Source organism: Rhodopseudomonas sp. BR0M22, assembly GCF_010907035.1.
Taxonomy (GTDB): Bacteria; Pseudomonadota; Alphaproteobacteria; order Rhizobiales; family Xanthobacteraceae; genus Rhodopseudomonas.
The window spans coordinates 59,064-76,764 of record NZ_QUMK01000008.1; the positions used below are offsets into that span (position 1 = coordinate 59,064).

Below are 17,701 nucleotides of genomic sequence, written 5' to 3' on the forward strand. Positions count from 1 at the left end.
CACCGATCCAGTTGTTTTGCTCGGCCCGCCAATCAGGTTCGGCCATCAGGGCCGGATGCCAGCGCGCGCTGAATGCAGTGTACCAGAGTTTCGGCGTCGAAAGGCTTGCTTAGAAATCCGATCGCACCGAGCGATCGGGCTCGGGCCTCGATCCGCTCGTCCGGGAACGCCGTGATGTAGATCACCGGCGGCGCGCCGCCTTCGGTTGCCAAGCGAGCGTGCAGGTCGAGGCCGCTGACTTCGGCCATCTGTACGTCGGTGATCAGGCAGGACGTCTCGGACCGAACCTCGGAGGTGAGGAAATGCTGCGCCGAGGCAAAGCCACACGCGGTGTGTCCGAGCGAGCGGATCAGTCCCTCAATGGCAATGCGGACGCTTTCGTCGTCGTCTATCACCGTAACGATCTTGCCGATGGTCATTTCTGCCATCCTCAAGAGTGATGCAGCACGAGCCGACGTCGAGGAAATTCTGCGGCACCCGTTTCTGCATGATAAGTCATACGATGGTTTTACGTCGCTTCACCGGCGCGCAGCGCGAGAACTTCGGCCATTCGCACCAGATCGGCGAGCGATCGGGCGCCCATCTTCTTCATGACGCGGCCGCGATGAATCTTCACGGTGATTTCGCTCAGTCCGAGATCGGCGGCGACGTTCTTGTTCATCGATCCGGCGGCGACCATCTCGAAAATCTGCTTCTCGCGCGGCGTGAGCGCATCGAAGCGCTGCACGATCTCGCTGCGCTTGCGCTCGGCCTCGCGGCGGCGGCGGTCGAGCGCGACGGCCGCCGACACCGCGTCCAGCATTTCCTGGTCGCGGAACGGCTTGGTCAGGAAGTCGACGGCGCCGGCCTTCATGCCGCGCACCGTCATCGGCACATCGCCATAGCCGGTCATGAAGATGATCGGGATCCGAACCTCGAGCCGGGACAGCATGTCCTGCAGGTCCAGTCCGCTGGTGCCGGGCAGGCGGACGTCGAGGATCAGGCAGTTGGCGTCGGGCGGAACGCCCGCCGTCAGCAGATCTTGCGCCGAGCCGAACAGCGCCACCTCATCCCCTACGGACCTGAACAGTCCCTCCAGTGCTTCTCTGATGCCGGCGTCGTCATCGACGACGACGATCAGGGGACAGGGGAGGGAAGCCATCAAGGGGTCTGCGTCCTCTGATTCCGTACAGCTGAAACCTAATCGAGCTTTGGGAGGCAATCCAGTTTTCAGCGCCGAAGCCAGCGTCGATCGACGCCGAAGCCAACCGGCTATTCGGTTTCTTGTCAAAAGCGCAAGGCAAACCTTGGTTTGCTGGCGGTGAAACCAATGCACCACCGCAACGCACGTTGGTCCGACTTCAACGCATTGCCGAGTGGTCGTTCAATCCCTGTCAACGAAGCTGACAACCCCAGGCCGAGCCATGACCTCCCCAGCCAGCCCGACAGAGGCCTTTGCCTGTCTGGCGGAGATGCTCCAAGAGGCTTCCGACGCCGTCGAGGATGATCCGTTTGCTGCCCGTGCGTGCCTGGCGCGCGCCACGTTGCTGCTGCGGGAAGTCCAGGCGCGCCATGCCCCAGAAGCGGCCGCCGAGCGAGCCGATCAAGCGCCTGGGCTCGGACTTGCCCGCTGGCAGCTCAACCGGGTCCTGTTGCATGTCGACCAGCACCTCGGCGAGAGCCTGCTGATCCGCGATCTGGCGCAGCTGATCGGTCTCAGCCCGGGGCACTTTGCCCGGGCTTTCCGTCGGAGCACCGGTGCAGCACCGCGAGCCTTCGTGCTGGAGCGTCGCGTCGCCCGTGCCAAGCAGTTGATGCGCACCACCGACTTGCCGCTGTCCGAGATCGCGCTCGCCTGCGGATTGAGCGATCAGGCGCATCTGTCGCGGATCTTCCGCCGCTATACCGGCAACACGCCCAACGCCTGGCGGCGCGAATGGCACGATCGTCCCAGCCCGGCCGTCGGGCGCGGCGAGGCGGCTCGGGTTGCTTCAATGTAGGCCGCGATGATCTGCGCGGCGGAGCTTCAAGGCCATTGCCGCCTACGCCTGTCCTCGCGGCGAGGCGATGCCGAGCGCCTTGATCCGGGATGCCAGCGTGGTCGGCTTCATGTCGAGCATCGCCGCGGCGCCGTCGTCGCCGAACACCTTGCCTTTGCAGGCGCGCAGCGCCGCGACGATGTTGGCGCGTTCCAGGCTGCGAAGGTCGGAGGCGGTCATCACCGCAGGCTGCGCATCGGGCTTGTGGCGGCCGGCGCTCGCTGCGGCGTGGCTGCTCGCCGATTCCGGCAGGTCGATCCGGAGCCGGCCGTTCTGCGCCAGGATGGTGGCGCGCTCGATCACGTTCTGCAGTTCGCGAACGTTGCCGGGCCAGTCGTAGCGCATCAGCCGCCGCACGTCGCCTTGTGATAAGCGCAGCTCGGCTTTCATCTCGCGGGCTTCGTTGGCGAGGAAGTGCTGCGCCAGCAAGGGAATATCCTCGCGCCGATCGCGCAGCGGCACCGACTCGATCGGAAACACGCTGAGCCGGAAGTACAAATCCTCGCGGAAGTGCCCGCGCTGCACCTCGCGCTTCAGGTCACGGTTGGTGGCGGCGATCAGGCGGACGTCGACATTGCGGGTGCGCTCTTCGCCGACGCGCTCGAAATTGCCTTCCTGCAGCACGCGCAGCAGCTTGCTCTGCAGCTCCAGCGGAATTTCGCCGACCTCGTCGAGAAACAGCGTGCCGCCGTCGGCGAGCTCGAAACGGCCGATGCGATCACGCACTGCGCCAGTGAAGGCGCCGCGGGCGTGACCGAAGAACTCGCTCTCGAACAATTCGCGCGGGATCGCCGCGCAGTTGACCCTGATCAGCGGACGGTCGCGCCGCGTGCTGGCTTCGTGGATCGCGCGTGCGATCAGCTCCTTGCCGGTCCCGGATTCGCCGGTGATCAGCACCGTCGCGGCTGTCGGCGCGACCAGCTTGACTTGGCGCAGTGTGGTCTGGATCGCTTCGCTTTGCCCGATGATGCCGCGCGGATTGGTCTCGATCCGGATTTCTTCCTGCAGGTAATCGTTTTCGAGCTGCAGCCGCTCGCGGAGGCGGTCGACTTCGGCGAGCGCGGCGTGCAGCTTCTCGTCGGCTTCGTGGCGCTGGCTGACGTCGCGAAACACCACCACCGCGCCGACCACCACGCCGCTGCGGTCGTGGATCGGCGTCGAAGTGTACTCGACCCAGACCGGCTTGCCGTCCTTGTGCCAGAACACTTCGCCGTCGACGGTGTGCACCGCGCCGTCGCGGAACGCCGCATAGATCGGGCACTCCTGGCCGGGATAGTGCCGGCCGTCGTGATGGCTGTGATGCACCATGGCGTGCATCTCCTTGCCCACCAATTCATCGGCGGACCAGCCCAGGATCAGCTCTGCGGCCGGATTGACGAAGGTGGTCTTGCCCTCGGCGTTGACGCCGTAGATGCCTTCGCCGGCGGCGCGCAGGATCAGCTGGTTCTCGCGTTCGATGTTCTGAAATACGCGCTCGACGCGCTGCCAGGCCGGCAGACCGTCGCGCATGTAGTCGTCGGCGACGGCATCGACATAGCGTCGCCGGCGCTGCTCGAGGTCGCTCATCGTCAGCAGCAGCAGCGACCGATCGCGGTAGGACAGGTGTTTGCCGGCGTATTCCAGCCGAAGCTGCGCGCCGTCGGCGTGGGTCGGCGTCAGCGCGTGGCTCCAATAGGTGCCCTTAGCAAACACCGCCTGGGTGAACACCACGAGGGCCGGCAGTTGCGAGCCGTGCAGCGCGCTGAACTTGGTCCGCAGCAAGGTGTCGTAGTCGAAGCCGAGCAGATCGCAGGCCGCGCGATTGGCGTCGACGATCTGGTCCGATGCCGGGTCGATCAGCAGAACCGCCTCGATCGCGCCGTCGAACACGGAGGCCCGCAACGACGGATCAATTGAGGACGTCAGCGCGGAAGGCGACGAGAGGTCCATTGGGCGCTCCGAGATTTCGTAACTCGACTACGAAATTCCGTATATTACGAGATTTCGTATCCGGCAATCATTGGAATGCGCCCATATCGTCGCATCCGGCGATGATCCTGCGGTTGGCACGCTCCTTGCGAACTTGGTCCCGACGTCAGCGCAGGAGGTCCCATGTCAACATTCGACAATCCGTTCGATCCCAATCGCCGGCTGCATACCACAGGTTGTAGTTGCGGTCGTCATGCGACCGAAGCCGAGCACGCCGCCGAACAGGCCTCGTTGCAGCTCGCCGTGACGCAGGGTGAGGAGAAGCGGTTCGAGGGGGTGGTCGCCTCGGCGGTGATGCGGGCGATGTTTCCGCAGGATGCGTCGCGCCGCGCGTTCCTGAAGTCGGTCGGGGCGGCCACGGCGCTCGCCGCGGTGTCGCAGTTCTTCCCGCTGCAGACCGCCGCCGAGGTGTTCGCCGCGGGCGGCCCGCTGGAGAAGACCGACCTCAAGGTCGGCTTCATTCCGATCACCTGCGCCACGCCGATCATCATGGCGCATCCGATGGGCTTCTATGCGAAGTACGGCCTCAATGTCGAAGTGATCAAGACCGCCGGCTGGGCGGTGATCCGCGACAAGACGCTGAACAAGGAATACGACGCCGCGCACATGCTGTCGCCGATGCCGCTGGCGATCACCATGGGGGTCGGATCGAATCCGATTCCGTACACCATGCCGGCGGTGGAGAACATCAACGGCCAGGCCATCACCCTGGCGATGAAGCACAAGGACCGGCGAAACCCGAAGGACTGGAAGGGGTTCAAGTTCGCCGTCCCGTTCGACTACTCGATGCACAATTATCTGCTGCGCTATTATCTCGCAGAGCACGGCATCGATCCCGACGTCGACGTCCAGATCCGCGCTGTGCCGCCGCCGGAAATGGTCGCCAACCTGCGCGCCGACAACATCGACGGCTATCTGGCGCCGGACCCGATGAACCAGCGCGCGGTCTATGACGGCGTCGGCTTCATCCACATTCTCACCAAGGACATCTGGGAAGGCCATCCGTGCTGCGCGTTCGCCGCCTCGAAGGAGTTCGTCACCACGATGCCGAACACCTACGGCGCCTTGCTCAAATCGATCATCGAAGCGACCGCCTACGCGCACAAGCCGGAGAACCGCAAGGAGATCGCCCAGGCGATCGCGCCGGCCAACTACCTGAACCAGCCGGCGATCGTGCTGGAGCAGATCCTCACCGGCACCTACGCCGACGGTCTCGGCAACGTCGTCAAGCAGCCGAACCGGATCGATTTCGATCCGTTCCCGTGGCAGTCCTTCGCAGTCTGGATCATGACGCAGATGAAGCGCTGGGGCCAGGTCAAGGGCGACATCGACTACAAGAGCATCGCCGAGCAGGTCTACCTGGCGACCGACACCGCCAAGCTGATGAAGGAGGCGGGATTGACGCCGCCGGACAAGACGACGCGGTCGTTCTCGGTGATGGGCAAGTCGTTCGACGGCTCCAACCCTGAAGAGTATCTCGCCAGCTTCAAGATCAAGAAGGCGTCCTAGCGGGGCTCGCGTCGTGCTCCGGACACGCCGGGGTACGACGCTCGCCCGCGACAGCGTTCGACGTTGCAGCGCCGCGGACAGGGCGCTGGAGCGCCGGACCACAGTGGATCGGTGAACGTCATGACAAAATCCCTTCGTCTCCGTGCTGCGATGGTCTCCATCCTGCTGTTCTGCGGCTTCATCGCTGCCTGGCATCTGGCGACGCGCGGCAGCGGCGAGGTCGCCAAGATGAGTCCGGAATATGCGGCGCTGATGGGGGCGACCGCGACCCAGGGCAAGTCGGCAATGCCGGGGCCGTTCGACGTCGGCGCCAAGCTGTGGGAGCACATTCAGCGACCGTTCTACGACAACGGGCCCAACGACAAAGGGCTCGGTATTCAGCTCGGCTATTCGATCGCACGGGTGATGATCGGCTATCTGCTGGCGGTGGCCGTCGCAATCCCGCTCGGCTTTCTGATCGGAATGTCGCCGCTGATGAACAAGGCGCTCGATCCGTTCATTCAGGTGCTGAAGCCGATCTCGCCGCTCGCCTGGATGCCGTTGGCGCTCTACACCATCAAGGATTCCAGCCTGTCGGCGATCTTCGTGATCTTCATCTGCTCGGTGTGGCCGATGCTGCTCAACACCTCGTTCGGCGTCGCCTCGGTCCGCAAGGAATGGATCAACGTCGCCCGCACGCTCGAGGTCGGCACGGTGCGCCGCGCCTTCACTGTGATTCTGCCGGCCGCGGCGCCGACCATTCTCACCGGCATGCGCATCTCCATCGGTATCGCCTGGCTGGTGATCGTCGCCGCCGAGATGCTCGTCGGCGGCACCGGCATCGGTTACTTCGTCTGGAACGAGTGGAACAATCTGTCGATCACCAATGTCATCATTGCGATCTTGACCATTGGTATCGTCGGCATGCTGCTCGATCAGGTGCTGGCGCGGTTCACCCGCATGGTCACGTTTCCGGAGTGAGCCAGATGACGAACGACAAGTTCATTTCCGTCGAAGCGATCGCCAAGCGCTATCCGGCCGCGGGCGGGGGCCAGACCACGATCTTCGAGAACCTGTGGCTGTCGCTGCCGCGCGGAGAATTCGGCTGCGTGATCGGCCACTCCGGCTGCGGCAAGACCACCGTGCTGAACATTCTCGCCGGCCTCGACCAGCCGACCGAGGGCGCGGTGATCGTCGACGGCCAGGCGATCGAGGGCACCAGCCTCGACCGCGCGGTGATCTTCCAGAGCCACGCGCTGCTGCCGTGGCGCACCGTGATGGGCAACGTCGCTTACGCGGTGTCGTCGAAGTGGCGCGGCTGGGACAAGGCCAAGGTCCGGGCTCACGTCCAGCGCTTCATCGATCTGGTCGGGCTCACCGGTTCGGAGAACAAGCGGCCCTCGGAACTGTCCGGCGGCATGAAGCAGCGCGTCGGTATCGCCCGGGCGCTGTCGATCACGCCGAAGATCATGCTGATGGACGAGCCGTTCTCGGCGCTCGACGCGCTGACCCGGGGCTCGCTGCAGGACGAGGTGCGGCGGATTTGCCTGGAGACTGGGCAGACCACCTTCATGATCACTCACGACGTCGACGAAGCGATGTATCTCGCCGACAAGATTTACCTCATGACCAACGGCCCCGGCGCGGTGATCGCCGAGATCGTCGAGAACCCGCTGCCGAAGGATCGCGCTCGGATCGATCTGCATCGGCATCCTTATTACTACGGCCTGCGCAACCACATCGTCGACTTCCTGGTGACGCGCAGCAAGACCTTCACCAGCAGCAATCCGAACCACGATCCGCTGCATGTGCCGATCGTGCGTCCCGGCATCGACGATGCCTCGGTCGTGCCGCTGCAGGCGAACGCGCGCTGATCCCCACCACCCACCGATCCCCCACCTCACAAGGAGACCGACCATGAAACGAGCCGACCTGACCGAGAAGCTGCTCGACATCAAGCGCGAGAAGGGCTGGACCTGGAAATACATCTGCGAGACCATCGGCGGCCATTCCGAAGTGCTGGTGGTCGGCGCGATCCTCGGTCAGATGAAGCTGACCAAGCCGCAGGCGGCGAAGGCGGCTGAGCTGTTCGGGCTGTCGGCGGTGGAGACCGCGATGCTCAACGAGGTGCCGATGCGCGGCGAGGGCCTCACCATGCCGCCGACCGACCCGTTGATCTACCGCTTCTACGAACTGGTGATGATCAACGGCCCGGCCTGGAAGGCACTGATCGAAGAGGAGTTCGGCGACGGCATCATGTCGGCGATCGACTTCGACATGGTGATGGAACGTCTGCCGAACCCGAAGGGCGACCGCGTCAAGCTCTCGATGTCCGGCAAGTTCCTGCCGTACAAATACTACGGCGCCACCGGCAACCACGCCGAATACGGCTTCAAGGAGGAGTGAGGCGCGAAGCCGTCGAACAGCACCTGACGCCAATCGTCGTCGTCCCCCGCGCAGGCGGGGGACACAGTATCGCAGAGAGTTGTTCGCGAGCGCACGACGGATCAACCAGCGCTCTGAGATACTGGATCGCCCGCCTGCGCGGGCGATGACGTGAGGGGTGGGAGCGACGCCTCCCATCACGGATAGCGTTTGCGGACCAGGGGCCGTGCAGGCACATGGTCGAGCGGCGATCCACCGCTGTTCGTCAGTGAATCAGCACCGGCTCGTTCGGCGCTACGGTATGGGTCGGCTCGGCGACCGGATCGACCACATCGCCGCCGCTGCGGGCGAGGAAGCGGTGGCACTGCAGTTCGCGGTCGTAGCCGAGCAGGATGCCGAGCATGAAGTCGTGCTCGGCCGACAGATTACACAGCGGCCCGGTCATGAAGCCCTGCACCGTGCGCACCGCCGAAGCGACGCCGAACACCACGTTGATGCGATGCTGGCAGGCTTCGTGGACGTGATGGGCGATGCCCGCGGTGCGCAGCCGTGCCACGATCGCGGTGGCGTCGACCGCCGGCAGCGTCATCATCGCGAGCGGGCGCATGCCCTTCGACAGCTCGTAGAGGTGATGCTGGAAGATCTGCAAGGTGGCGGCGCTCATGTGAGACGACTGATCCATTCGGTGATCCTTTTTTCGGTCTTGGATGACTGTCCGTCCTCGTCGAGGGCGAGGCCGACGAAGCGGCCGTCGCGCTCGGCTTTGGACGCGGTGTAGTCGTAGCCGGCGGTGTCGGTGAATCCGACGACGTCGGCGCCGAGATCGACGACGTGGTCGTAGAGCAGCCCCATCGCATCGACGAAGCTGTCCGGGTAGTTGGTCTGGTCGCCAGTGCCGAACAGCGCCACCTTCTTCCCCGTCAGATTGGCGGAGGTGAGCTTGTCGATGTTGGCTTCCCAGTCGGCCTGCAGATCGCCGAATCCGTAGGTCGGCGCACCGAGGATCAGCAGACTGCAGGTTTCGAAATCGGCGGTGGAGGCGGATTTGATATCGACGGCGCGCCCCTGCATTCGTTTGGCGATGCGCGAGGCGATCGAGCGGGTCACGCCGGAATCGGAGCCGAATATCACGTTGACGCTCATAGGCTGTCGGTCTTTCGCTGCGAACGATGAAAAGTGATTTCTGGTGGTAATCGTTGTCGCGGCGATCGTTTGATAACGCCGCGCTCATCCAAGCTAAGCGGCAGGGCGCGGACGAACAAATTGAACTGGTCCAAAACCGGACCGATCGGGGCCGCGACGATTTAGAATGTGTGTCAGGTGGTACGCAGAGGCGGTGTGGCGCTCTGTCAGGCGTGTGCAGCGCTGCGGCGAGCGTCCGCCAGTTCCGGCAGCACGAAGGGCTGGCCGGCGCGGTCGGTGTTGACGGTGAGCGCCACGTCGAACACCTCGGCGATCAGCTCGTGACGCAGCACTGCGGCGGGGGCGCCGTCGGCGGCGACCCGGCCGCCGCTCAGCACGATGATGCGGTCGGCGAAGCGGGCGGCGAGGTTGAGGTCGTGCAGGATCGCGATCACGGTGGTGCCGCGGCGGGCGCAGCGCCGCGCGGTCTCGGCGAGATCGAGCTGGTGGCGGATGTCGAGGCTGGAGGTCGGCTCGTCGAGCAGCAGCAGGCCCGGGCCGGTGTCTGCTTCGCCGCTCCACAATTGCACCAGGATGCGGGCGAAATGCGCGCGCTGCTGCTCGCCGCCCGACAGCGTGGTGATGTTGCGGTGGCGGAACTGGTCGAGGCCGACGTCGCGTAGAGCTGCGTCGAACAGCGGTGCCGCCTTGCGCGGATCGATGTCGGCGCCCATCGCCACGATCTCTTCGACCGAAAACGGGAACGAGACGGTGGTGTGCTGCGCCAGCATTGCGCGCCGGGCGGCGAGCGTGCGCGGCGAGTAGTCCGCGAGCGCGCGTCCGTCCAGCGACACGGTGCCGGAGGTCGGGCGCAGATCACCCGACAGCATCCGCAGCAGTGTCGACTTGCCGGCGCCATTGGGGCCGACGATCGCCACCAGTTCGCCTTGCGCGATGCTGAGATCGACGCGGTCGACCAGCACGGCTCCGGGCAGCGCGAACGAGGCGGCCTCGGCTTTCAGCACGCCGCTCATGGGCCGACCAGCTTGCGCTGCCGCAGCAGGATGGCGAGGAAGAACGGCGCACCGATCGCGGCGGTGAGAATGCCGATCGGCATCTCGGCAGGCGCCACGATGGTCCGCGCGACGGTGTCGGCGATCAGCAGCATCACCGCGCCGAGGCAGGCCGAGGCCGGCAGCAGCAGCCGATGCGACGGGCCGATCACCAGCCTGAGCAGATGCGGCACCACGATGCCGACGAAGCCGACGACACCGGCGACCGCGACCGCGACGCCGGCCATTGCCGACACCAGCACGATCGTGACCCGCTTCAGCCGCTCGACATCGACGCCGCTGTGATAGGCTTCGGTCTCGCCGAGCACCAACAGATCGAGCCGCCCGGCGAGGCGCTGCAGCACCAGCAGCGCGATCAGCAGTACGGAGGCGGTGGAGGCGGCCTTGGGCCAGTTGGCGCCGCTGAGCGAGCCGAGCATCCAGAAGGTGATGTCGCGGAGCTGTCGATCGTCGGCGACGAACACCAGGACGCCGAGCCCGGCATTGGCGATCGCCGCGATCGCTAGGCCGGCGAGCAGGAACAGTGCGATCGAGGTGCGGCCCGATCGGCTCGCGATCCGGTACAGCAGGATGGTGGTCACCAGCGAGCCGGCGAAGGCGGCAAACGCCAGCAGATATTCCTGCAGGCCGCGTAGATGCGGGCCGAGCACATGCTCCAGGAACACGATCGAGGCGGCCGCGCCGAAGGCGCCGCCGCTCGAGACGCCGACCAGCGCCGGATCGGCCAGCGGATTGCGAAACAGACCCTGCATCAGCGCGCCGGCGGCGGCGAGCAGGCTGCCGACGATCGCGGCGGTGAGGATGCGCGGCATCCGGATCGACCACAGCACCAGCTGATCGCGGGTGGTGATGGGATCGGTCGCGGCGCCGGACAGGCCGAGTGCGGCGGGCAGGCGCGACAGCGGAATGCCGGCGGCGCCGACCGTCAATGCCAGCGCCATCGCGGCGATCAGCACCATACCGAGCACTGCCAAAGCCAGCCCCGCAGGCGGGCGCGGCGCGCCGGTGCGATCGCGGCGATGCAGTGCGAGCACGCTCATGAGCGGCAATCGACCGTGGTGGCCTTCGGCTTGAAGCCGGCGGCCTCTGCTGCGAGCTGCGGATACAGTTTCGACGCGACTTCGATCGCGGCCGCCGGTGTGCGCGGCCCGAAGCCGAGCAGATACAGCCCGTCCATCGCCAGGAAGGCGCGGTGCTGCCCGGCCGGCGTCAGTGCGAACGCCGGATGGGCATAGAACGCATCGGCCTCGAACGAATCCCGGCCGCGCTTGATCGTCAGCACCATGTCGGGCCGGGCTGCGACGATCGCTTCTTCGTTGATCGCCTTGTAGCCGTCGTAGCCGTCGATCGCGTTGACGCCGCCGGCGAGCGCGATGACCGCGTCGGCCGCCGTGTTGCGGCCGGCGGCCATCGCCTGGCCGTTGACCAGCGACATCACGAACATCACCCGCACCGGCGTGGTGATCGCCGCGCGCAGCTTGCGCAGCGTTGCGAAATCGTCGCCGACCGCGGAGGCGAGACAGGTGGCGGCCTTGTCCGCCTGCATCGCGTGGCCGATCAGCGCGATCTTGTCGAGCAGCCCCTTCTCGGAATACGTCTCCGGCACCGACACCATCGGAATGCCAGCCGAATTGATCGCATCGATGGTCTGCTTCGGCCCGGCATAGTCCATCGCCAGGATCAGGGTCGGATTGAGACCGATCACGCCTTCCGACGACAGCTGGCGCAAGTACCCGACATTGGGTTTCCCGGCGACCGCTTCGGGCGGATACACGCTGGTGGAGTCGACGCCGGCGATCCGCTTCTCCAGCCCGAGATCAGCGAGCACTTCGGTGATCGCGCCGCCGATCGACAGCGTGCGCGAGGAATCGGCGACCACGACATCGTGGCCATGCGCGTCGGTGACCTTGACCGGCTCGGCGCCGTGCACCGGCAGCGCGGTTGCGCAGGCAAGGAGCGCGGCGGCGAGCAGGGCGCGGCGGCGGCACGCAAAAGTAATCAGCACGATCATTTGGTCAGGATCAGTTTGTTCTGCGAGGTGAGGCGGAGGCGGTAGCGGTCGTCGCCGTGTGCGATCACGATTTCCCGATCCATCGTGAACAGGTCGCGGCTGTCGATCTGGTTGCCGACGATGCTGACGGCGCGCGCGCCACCCGGGCTCGCGACGGCCTGCGTAGGATCTGCGCCCAATCGATCGGATGTTGTCATCATACCGCTTCTGGTTGTTCTGAGTTCGACGTGAGCGATTGGTTATAAGCGGTGATCCGAAAATGTGTCTTATAATTACTATAAACGGCGTGATCGGCGCTTGAGCGAGCGCTGCGGTGCATCGTAACGTTCAAGGAACGCGAGGCCGAACTGTGCCTTGTGGTGCGCCAGCCAGCTCCCTGCGTTTCGCAGCGCCCGCCAGCAACTTCTGCAAACTACGAGTGTGATCGGATGGTCGGGCCGGCCAGCTACTCGCACGCGCATGCGTCGGCTGACGTTGCGTCGGGCGCGGCTGGCGCTGCTGCCCGTTGGACGATGGAGCGCGGGCGGTGAGAATGGCTGAGGCGAAGCAGGGCGATCGGATCGCTGCGCCGGCGCATGGCGGGCACGGCAGTCACCCAGGGCATGGCGGCCTACGGGGGCACGGCGCCGGCCATCCGGCGGCTCTCAAGCCTGTATCGATTGGGGATTACTTGGTGCGGGTCGGCTGCGATCCGCTCACCGAGGCGTTCGGCAAGCGGGCGTTCTCGCCGCCGTGGCGCGGCAGCCGGCCGATCGATGCCGACAATGCCGACGTGGTGATCGAGCGGGTATTCGCGACGCCGCGCAGCGAGACGGCCGTGGCCTATTTGCACGTCCCGTATTGCCAGAACCATTGTCTGTTCTGCGGCTTCTTCGAAAACGTCTGGCGGCCCGAGGCCGGCCCGGCCTATGTGGATGATCTGATCGCGGAGCTGGCGGCGAAATCTCATTCCCCGCTGATCGCGAGCGCGCCGATCGATGCGATCTATATCGGCGGCGGCACGCCGTCGGCGCTTGATGCGGACGATTTGTCGCGGTTGATCGAGGCGCTGCATCGCTACCTGCCGCTCAGCTCCGATTGCGAGATCACGCTGGAGGGGCGTTCCTACGGTTTCGATATCGCCAAAGCTGCACGGCTCGCCGATGCCGGCGTCAACCGGCTGTCGATCGGCGTGCAGAGTTTCTCAACCGACGTGCGGCGGCGGCTCGGCCGTAAACGCACGGGTGAGGAGGTTGCGGCGTTCCTCTCCGAGCTGATGGCGCTCGGCCGCACCTCGGTGGTGTGCGACCTGATCTATGGGCTGCCGGGGCAGAGCGACGCCGACTGGCGGCGCGACATCGACACCGTGGGCCGCATCGGTCTCGACGGTGTCACGCTTTACGCGCTCAACATGTTTCCGGGCGGGCCGATGGCGCGTGCGGTGGAGAACGGCAAATTGCCGCGGCCGGCGACTCCGGCCGCACAGGCGCGGCTCTACGCCGAGGGAGTCGAGCGGCTGACCGAGAACGGCTGGCTGCAGGTGTCGCAGTCGCATCTGGTCAGGTCGCTGCGCGAGCGCAACCGCTACAACGCGTCGATCAAGCGCGGCGTCGCCTGCCTGCCGTTCGGCGCAGGCGCCGGCGGTCAGGCGCACGGCCATCGCTGGCGCAACGTCATCGACATCGCGCAGCGCCGCGACATGATCGCGCAAAACCGTGCGCCGATCGAGGGATTGGCGCTGGTGCCGCCTGATCATGCCGCGCATGCGATGATCGCCGCGGGGCTCGAGACCGGGCGGCTCGATCTGGCCGCGGTCGAAGCGCTGCGGCCGGGATTCCGCGTCGCTGTTACGCCGCTGCTGGCGAATTGGACGGCGGCCGGCTTGGGCGAATTGCAGGGCGACGGATTTTCGCCGAGCCTTGCCGGATCGTTCTGGATCAGCAATCTGACCAGCGGGCTGACGGCCGGCCTGTCGACGGCGGCGACGATGTGAGAGGACAGATGCGTGTTGTGATCTTTGGCGCCACCGGGCGTACTGGGCGGCATCTTGTCACGCAAGGTGCGGGGCGCGGCTGGACGGTGTTCGCCGCCGGGCGGGACGAGGTGCGGCTCAACGAGCTGAACGGCATTGCCGGTGTTGCCAGCGTCGATCTTGCTGATCGCAGCTCGGTCGCGGCGGTGCTGAACGGGTTGAAGCCGCAGGCGATCATCTCGACCATCGGCGGCACTGGACCGGACGCGCTACTGATCGACGAGATCGGCAACAACACGATCACCGACGCCGCGGCGAGTTGCGGTGTGCGGCGCGTGCTGCAGGTGTCGTCGCTCGCCTGCGGCGACAGCCTAGCCTATGCATCGGAGCGAATCATCGCGGCGATCGGGCCGGTGCTCGACGCCAAGTCCCGCGCCGAAGATTATTTGCGGCACAGCGCGCTCGACTGGACAATCGTGCGGCCGGGCGGGCTCACGGACGGCGAACCGACCGGGCAGGGGGCGCTGTACGACGACCCGCGCGTGCACGGCCGGATCGCACGGGCCGACCTCGCGACGCTGCTGCTCGACGCGCTGGCGACGCCGGCCAGCATCGGCCGCGTGCTGTCGGCGGTCGATCGCACCACCTTGCCGGCAGAGCCGGCGGACATCGCCGAATTCGATCTCGCCGTCGCGGCGTAAGTCGCGGCGTGCGATGGCGCGCTGATCGCGCATGGCCGGCGCCGCGTCCACGGATTGGTTATAATTGCTTTAATCAGCGCCACGGTCCGATTGACCGGGAACCGTCGCTCGGTTACCAAAAATGAGAGCCGTTAGCAGTTGTGCTGACGGCAAATTGCCAGCCAGCCGCCTCGTGCGAGCCCGCCAGCCAGAGTCAACTAACAACACTGGGGCTGTCATGGTGGGGCTGAACTCGCGCGCCTGCGCGCTATTGCTATCCGTATCCTTTGTCGCGTTGGCGACTGCACCGGCTGTCGCGCAGACCGCGACCGGGCAGGCTTCATCCCGATCGCAGACAGAGGCGAAGCGAGACCGTGCCGTGCCTGCCGCGCAGTCTGCTGCTCCGGCCGCCAATCCGCGTGACGCCTATGCCCAGGCGGCCGGATCGACGCAGTCGCTCGACGCCATCACCGTGGTGGCGAGCAAGAACGAGGAGAAGGCGATCGATGCGCTGGCACCGGCCAGCGCCATCACGCTGCAGCAGATCCAGCAATTCCCGCCGAACCGGCTGCAGGACGTTTTCGTCGCCACGCCCGGTGTGTCGTTCCAGGACCGCGGCGACGAGCCGTCGACCTCGATCAACATCCGCGGCCTGCAGGATTTCGGCCGGGTTGCGGTGGTGGTCGATGGCGCGCGGCAGAACTATCAGCGCTCCGGCCACGGCGCGCAGGGCTCGTTCTTCCTCGACCCCGAACTGATCGGTGGCATCGACGTGGTCCGTGGGCCGAGCGCCAACATCTACGGCTCGGGCGCGATCGGCGGCGTGGTGTCGTTCCGCACCAAGGACATCGACGATGTGGTGCGGGCCGGCGAGCGCTGGGGCGTCGATCTCAGCGGCTCCTACGGCAGCAACAATGCACGCGGACTCGGCTCGGTGTTCGGCGGCGTGCGGGTGGATCCCAGCGTCGATGTGTTCGGCGGCGCGGTGTACCGCACCCAAGGCAACTACAAGGATGGCGCCGGCACCGAGATCGGCAACACCGGCAACGATCTGGCGGCCGGGTTGCTGAAATTCACGGTGCGGCCGGCCGACGGCCACGAGGTCAAGATCGGCGGCATCTTCCAGGACTTCAATTACGACGTCGGCCAGTTCAATCGCGGCCCGGTGGTGACCACGGCGCAGCGGGCGCTGTATCAGGGCTCGTCGGTGTACGGCACCAATCTGCAGAGCTACACCGGCACGCTGAACTGGAAATACTCGCGGCCTGACGACACATGGTTCGATTGGAACATCGGCCTGTACGGCAACCGTACCAACAGCGACCAGACCAAGACCTATCACTATTCGACCAGCGGCTCGGGTTATTGCGGTGCCGGCAATTTCGGCAACGACATCTCCGGCTGCATCGGCGACACCCGCGGCTACAATCTCGATACCATCGGCATCGACGTCAACAACACCTCGCGGTTCGAATACGGCGACTGGCGCACCGCGGTCACCTACGGTGTCGACGCCTTCAACGACAAGGTGACGACCTGGGATTCGCGCGGCAATTCCAACATCACGACGCCGAGCGGCGAGCGCACCGTGTCGGGCGGATTCGTCCAGGTGAAGAACAATTACGCGCACTGGCTCGAAGTGATCGGCGCCGCGCGCTACGATCACTACGAACTGACGTCGCAATCCAGCACGGCGAGCGGCAGCCGGCTGTCGCCGAAGGTCACGGTGGGCGTGACCCCGATCGCGGGATTCACCCCGTATGTCGCCTATGCGGAAGGCTATCGCGCGCCCTCGATCACCGAGACGCTGATCGCCGGCGCTCACGCCACCGGCGGAGGTCCGGCGCTGTTCAACTGCGGCAACGGCACCTCCGGACTGTTCTGCCTGATCCCGAACACCGGACTGCGGCCCGAGGTCGGCAAGAACAAGGAAGTCGGCATCAACCTGAAATACAACGACATCTTCGTCTCCGGCGACAGCTTCCGCGGCAAGATCAACGCCTTCCGCAACGACGTCGACAATTACATCGAACTGGTCGGGTCCACGCCCGAAGTGTACAGGACCGTGTTCATGGGCTTCCCGTTAACGGGCGTGGCCAGCAAGTATTATCAGTATCAGAACATCCCGCACGCCCGGATCGAGGGCGTCGAGGTCGAGACCTCCTACGACGCCGGGATGTGGTTCGTCGGCGTCAACGCCGCGGTGATCCGCGGCAAGGATACCGACACCGGACTCGGGCTGGCCTCGGTGCCGGCGCGCAAGGTCGTAACCACGGGCGGCCTGCGGCTGCTCGACCGGCAGTTGACGATCGCGGCGCAATGGGCATCCTATGCGGCCAATACCAATCTGCCGGCCGGCTATCTGCCAGGAACGTCGTATGATCTCGTCAATCTCAACGTCGCGTACCGTCCAACGGCGGACGTCACGCTGAATTTCTCGATCGATAATCTGCTCAACAATTACTATCGTCCGTATGCGGTCCCGGGATCGTCGGTGGACGGAACCGGACAGAACGACGTGCTGTGGACGAGCCCGGGGCCGGGCATCGTCTACAAGGGCGGCATCAAGGTTCACTTCGGGGGAGCGTGAACCTCCGGTTCCATCGGGCCGGAGCGCGGCGAGCCAAAACAACAAGCCAGCGAGCAACAAGCCAGCAAGGAGAGAAAATGTTCATCGCGATGAATCGGTTTCAAGTGAAACGCGGCGCCGAGCAGACCTTCGAGGACATCTGGGCCGCGCGCGAATCCTATCTGAGCGAGATGGATGGCTTCGTCGAATTCCATCTGCTCAAGGGGCCGGTGGCGGAGGATCACACGCTGTATGCGACCCACACCACCTGGGCCAGCAAGGCGGCGTTCGAAGCATGGACGACATCCGAACAGTTTCGGCGCTCGCATGCCCGCGCCGGCAACGACACCGGGCAGAGCATCTATCTCGGCCATCCGCGGTTCGAGGGGTTCGAGGTGATCCGCAGCGAGCGCAACGCCGCGGCGGCGTAAGACGG

General features: G+C 65.5%; 18 protein-coding genes. 9 read left to right on the forward strand and 9 right to left on the reverse strand.

All coding sequences use genetic code 11. The annotated features are described in order from the left end of the window. Positions 1-32: 32 nt before the first annotated feature. Together DY468_RS04095 and DY468_RS04100 are read right to left on the reverse strand one after the other, a co-directional pair. Complete coding sequence (locus tag DY468_RS04095; protein ID WP_164602624.1) at positions 33-419, reverse strand: response regulator transcription factor; 387 nt, start codon at positions 417-419, stop codon at positions 33-35. Between the two features lie 89 nt (positions 420-508). After that, positions 509-1,141: a response regulator transcription factor gene (locus DY468_RS04100; protein WP_164602692.1), complete on the reverse strand. Its 633-nt coding sequence runs from the start codon at positions 1,139-1,141 to the stop codon at positions 509-511. Positions 1,142-1,403: 262 nt separating this feature from the next. Here DY468_RS04100 and DY468_RS04105 point away from each other — a divergent pair, with 262 nt between their 5' ends. Beyond that, positions 1,404-1,979: a helix-turn-helix domain-containing protein gene (locus tag DY468_RS04105; protein WP_164602695.1), complete on the forward strand. Its 576-nt coding sequence runs from the start codon at positions 1,404-1,406 to the stop codon at positions 1,977-1,979. Between the two features lie 42 nt (positions 1,980-2,021). Here the strand turns inward: DY468_RS04105 and DY468_RS04110 are convergent, their stop codons facing one another. Beyond that, positions 2,022-3,947: a sigma 54-interacting transcriptional regulator gene (locus DY468_RS04110; protein WP_164602626.1), complete on the reverse strand. Its 1,926-nt coding sequence runs from the start codon at positions 3,945-3,947 to the stop codon at positions 2,022-2,024. A 162-nt stretch (positions 3,948-4,109) separates the two neighbouring features. On the opposite strand from DY468_RS04110, the gene DY468_RS04115 reads away from it, so the two are divergent. The 4 genes from DY468_RS04115 (at position 4,110) to cynS (ending at position 7,880) form a co-directional block, all read left to right on the forward strand. After that, the gene (locus DY468_RS04115) at positions 4,110-5,495 is read left to right on the forward strand and encodes a CmpA/NrtA family ABC transporter substrate-binding protein (RefSeq protein ID WP_164602628.1); all 1,386 of its coding nucleotides are present in this window, start codon (positions 4,110-4,112) and stop codon (positions 5,493-5,495) included. A 120-nt stretch (positions 5,496-5,615) separates the two neighbouring features. Continuing rightward, a complete protein-coding gene (gene ntrB / locus DY468_RS04120) occupies positions 5,616-6,455 on the forward strand; it encodes a nitrate ABC transporter permease (protein WP_164602630.1) in 840 nt (279 codons plus the stop codon). Positions 6,456-6,460: 5 nt separating this feature from the next. Beyond that, on the forward strand, positions 6,461-7,348 hold the full coding sequence (locus DY468_RS04125) for an ABC transporter ATP-binding protein (protein ID WP_164602632.1): 888 nt from the start codon (positions 6,461-6,463) through the stop codon (positions 7,346-7,348). 43 nt (positions 7,349-7,391) lie between these two features. Next, the gene (gene cynS, locus DY468_RS04130; protein WP_110785074.1) at positions 7,392-7,880 is read left to right on the forward strand and encodes a cyanase; all 489 of its coding nucleotides are present in this window, start codon (positions 7,392-7,394) and stop codon (positions 7,878-7,880) included. 244 nt (positions 7,881-8,124) lie between these two features. Here cynS and DY468_RS04135 read toward each other — a convergent pair whose 3' ends face one another. The 6 genes from DY468_RS04135 to DY468_RS04160 all read right to left on the reverse strand — a co-directional run bounded on the left by DY468_RS04135 (position 8,125) and on the right by DY468_RS04160 (position 12,265). Further along, positions 8,125-8,541, reverse strand: coding sequence for a DUF2023 family protein (locus DY468_RS04135; protein WP_164602634.1), 417 nt, complete (start codon positions 8,539-8,541; stop codon positions 8,125-8,127). Beyond that, positions 8,520-9,002, reverse strand: a complete 483-nt coding sequence (fldA, locus tag DY468_RS04140) for a flavodoxin FldA (protein ID WP_164602636.1) — start codon at positions 9,000-9,002, stop codon at positions 8,520-8,522. The genes DY468_RS04135 and fldA overlap by 22 nt, the downstream gene beginning before the upstream one ends. Positions 9,003-9,208: 206 nt before the next feature. After that, complete coding sequence (locus DY468_RS04145; RefSeq protein ID WP_164602638.1) at positions 9,209-10,015, reverse strand: heme ABC transporter ATP-binding protein; 807 nt, start codon at positions 10,013-10,015, stop codon at positions 9,209-9,211. Beyond that, complete coding sequence (locus tag DY468_RS04150; RefSeq protein ID WP_164602639.1) at positions 10,012-11,094, reverse strand: FecCD family ABC transporter permease; 1,083 nt, start codon at positions 11,092-11,094, stop codon at positions 10,012-10,014. Before DY468_RS04150 ends, DY468_RS04145 begins: the two co-directional genes overlap by 4 nt. Further along, on the reverse strand, positions 11,091-12,065 hold the full coding sequence (locus DY468_RS04155) for a heme/hemin ABC transporter substrate-binding protein (RefSeq protein WP_164602641.1): 975 nt from the start codon (positions 12,063-12,065) through the stop codon (positions 11,091-11,093). The genes DY468_RS04150 and DY468_RS04155 overlap by 4 nt, the downstream gene beginning before the upstream one ends. Next, a complete protein-coding gene (locus DY468_RS04160) occupies positions 12,062-12,265 on the reverse strand; it encodes a hemin uptake protein HemP (protein WP_164602643.1) in 204 nt (67 codons plus the stop codon). Before DY468_RS04160 ends, DY468_RS04155 begins: the two co-directional genes overlap by 4 nt. A 332-nt stretch (positions 12,266-12,597) precedes the next feature. Between DY468_RS04160 and hutW the strand changes: the two genes are divergently transcribed. The 4 genes from hutW to hmuQ all read left to right on the forward strand — a co-directional run bounded on the left by hutW (position 12,598) and on the right by hmuQ (position 17,696). Beyond that, a complete protein-coding gene (hutW, locus tag DY468_RS04165; protein ID WP_164602645.1) occupies positions 12,598-14,037 on the forward strand; it encodes a heme anaerobic degradation radical SAM methyltransferase ChuW/HutW in 1,440 nt (479 codons plus the stop codon). An 8-nt stretch (positions 14,038-14,045) separates the two neighbouring features. Next, entirely contained in the window at positions 14,046-14,717 is a 672-nt protein-coding gene (locus DY468_RS04170; protein ID WP_164602647.1) for an SDR family oxidoreductase, read from the forward strand. Between the two features lie 217 nt (positions 14,718-14,934). After that, on the forward strand, positions 14,935-17,286 hold the full coding sequence (locus tag DY468_RS04175) for a TonB-dependent hemoglobin/transferrin/lactoferrin family receptor (RefSeq protein WP_164602649.1): 2,352 nt from the start codon (positions 14,935-14,937) through the stop codon (positions 17,284-17,286). A gap of 77 nt (positions 17,287-17,363) precedes the next feature. After that, the gene (gene hmuQ, locus DY468_RS04180; protein ID WP_047309093.1) at positions 17,364-17,696 is read left to right on the forward strand and encodes a heme-degrading protein HmuQ; all 333 of its coding nucleotides are present in this window, start codon (positions 17,364-17,366) and stop codon (positions 17,694-17,696) included. Positions 17,697-17,701 lie beyond the last annotated feature (5 nt).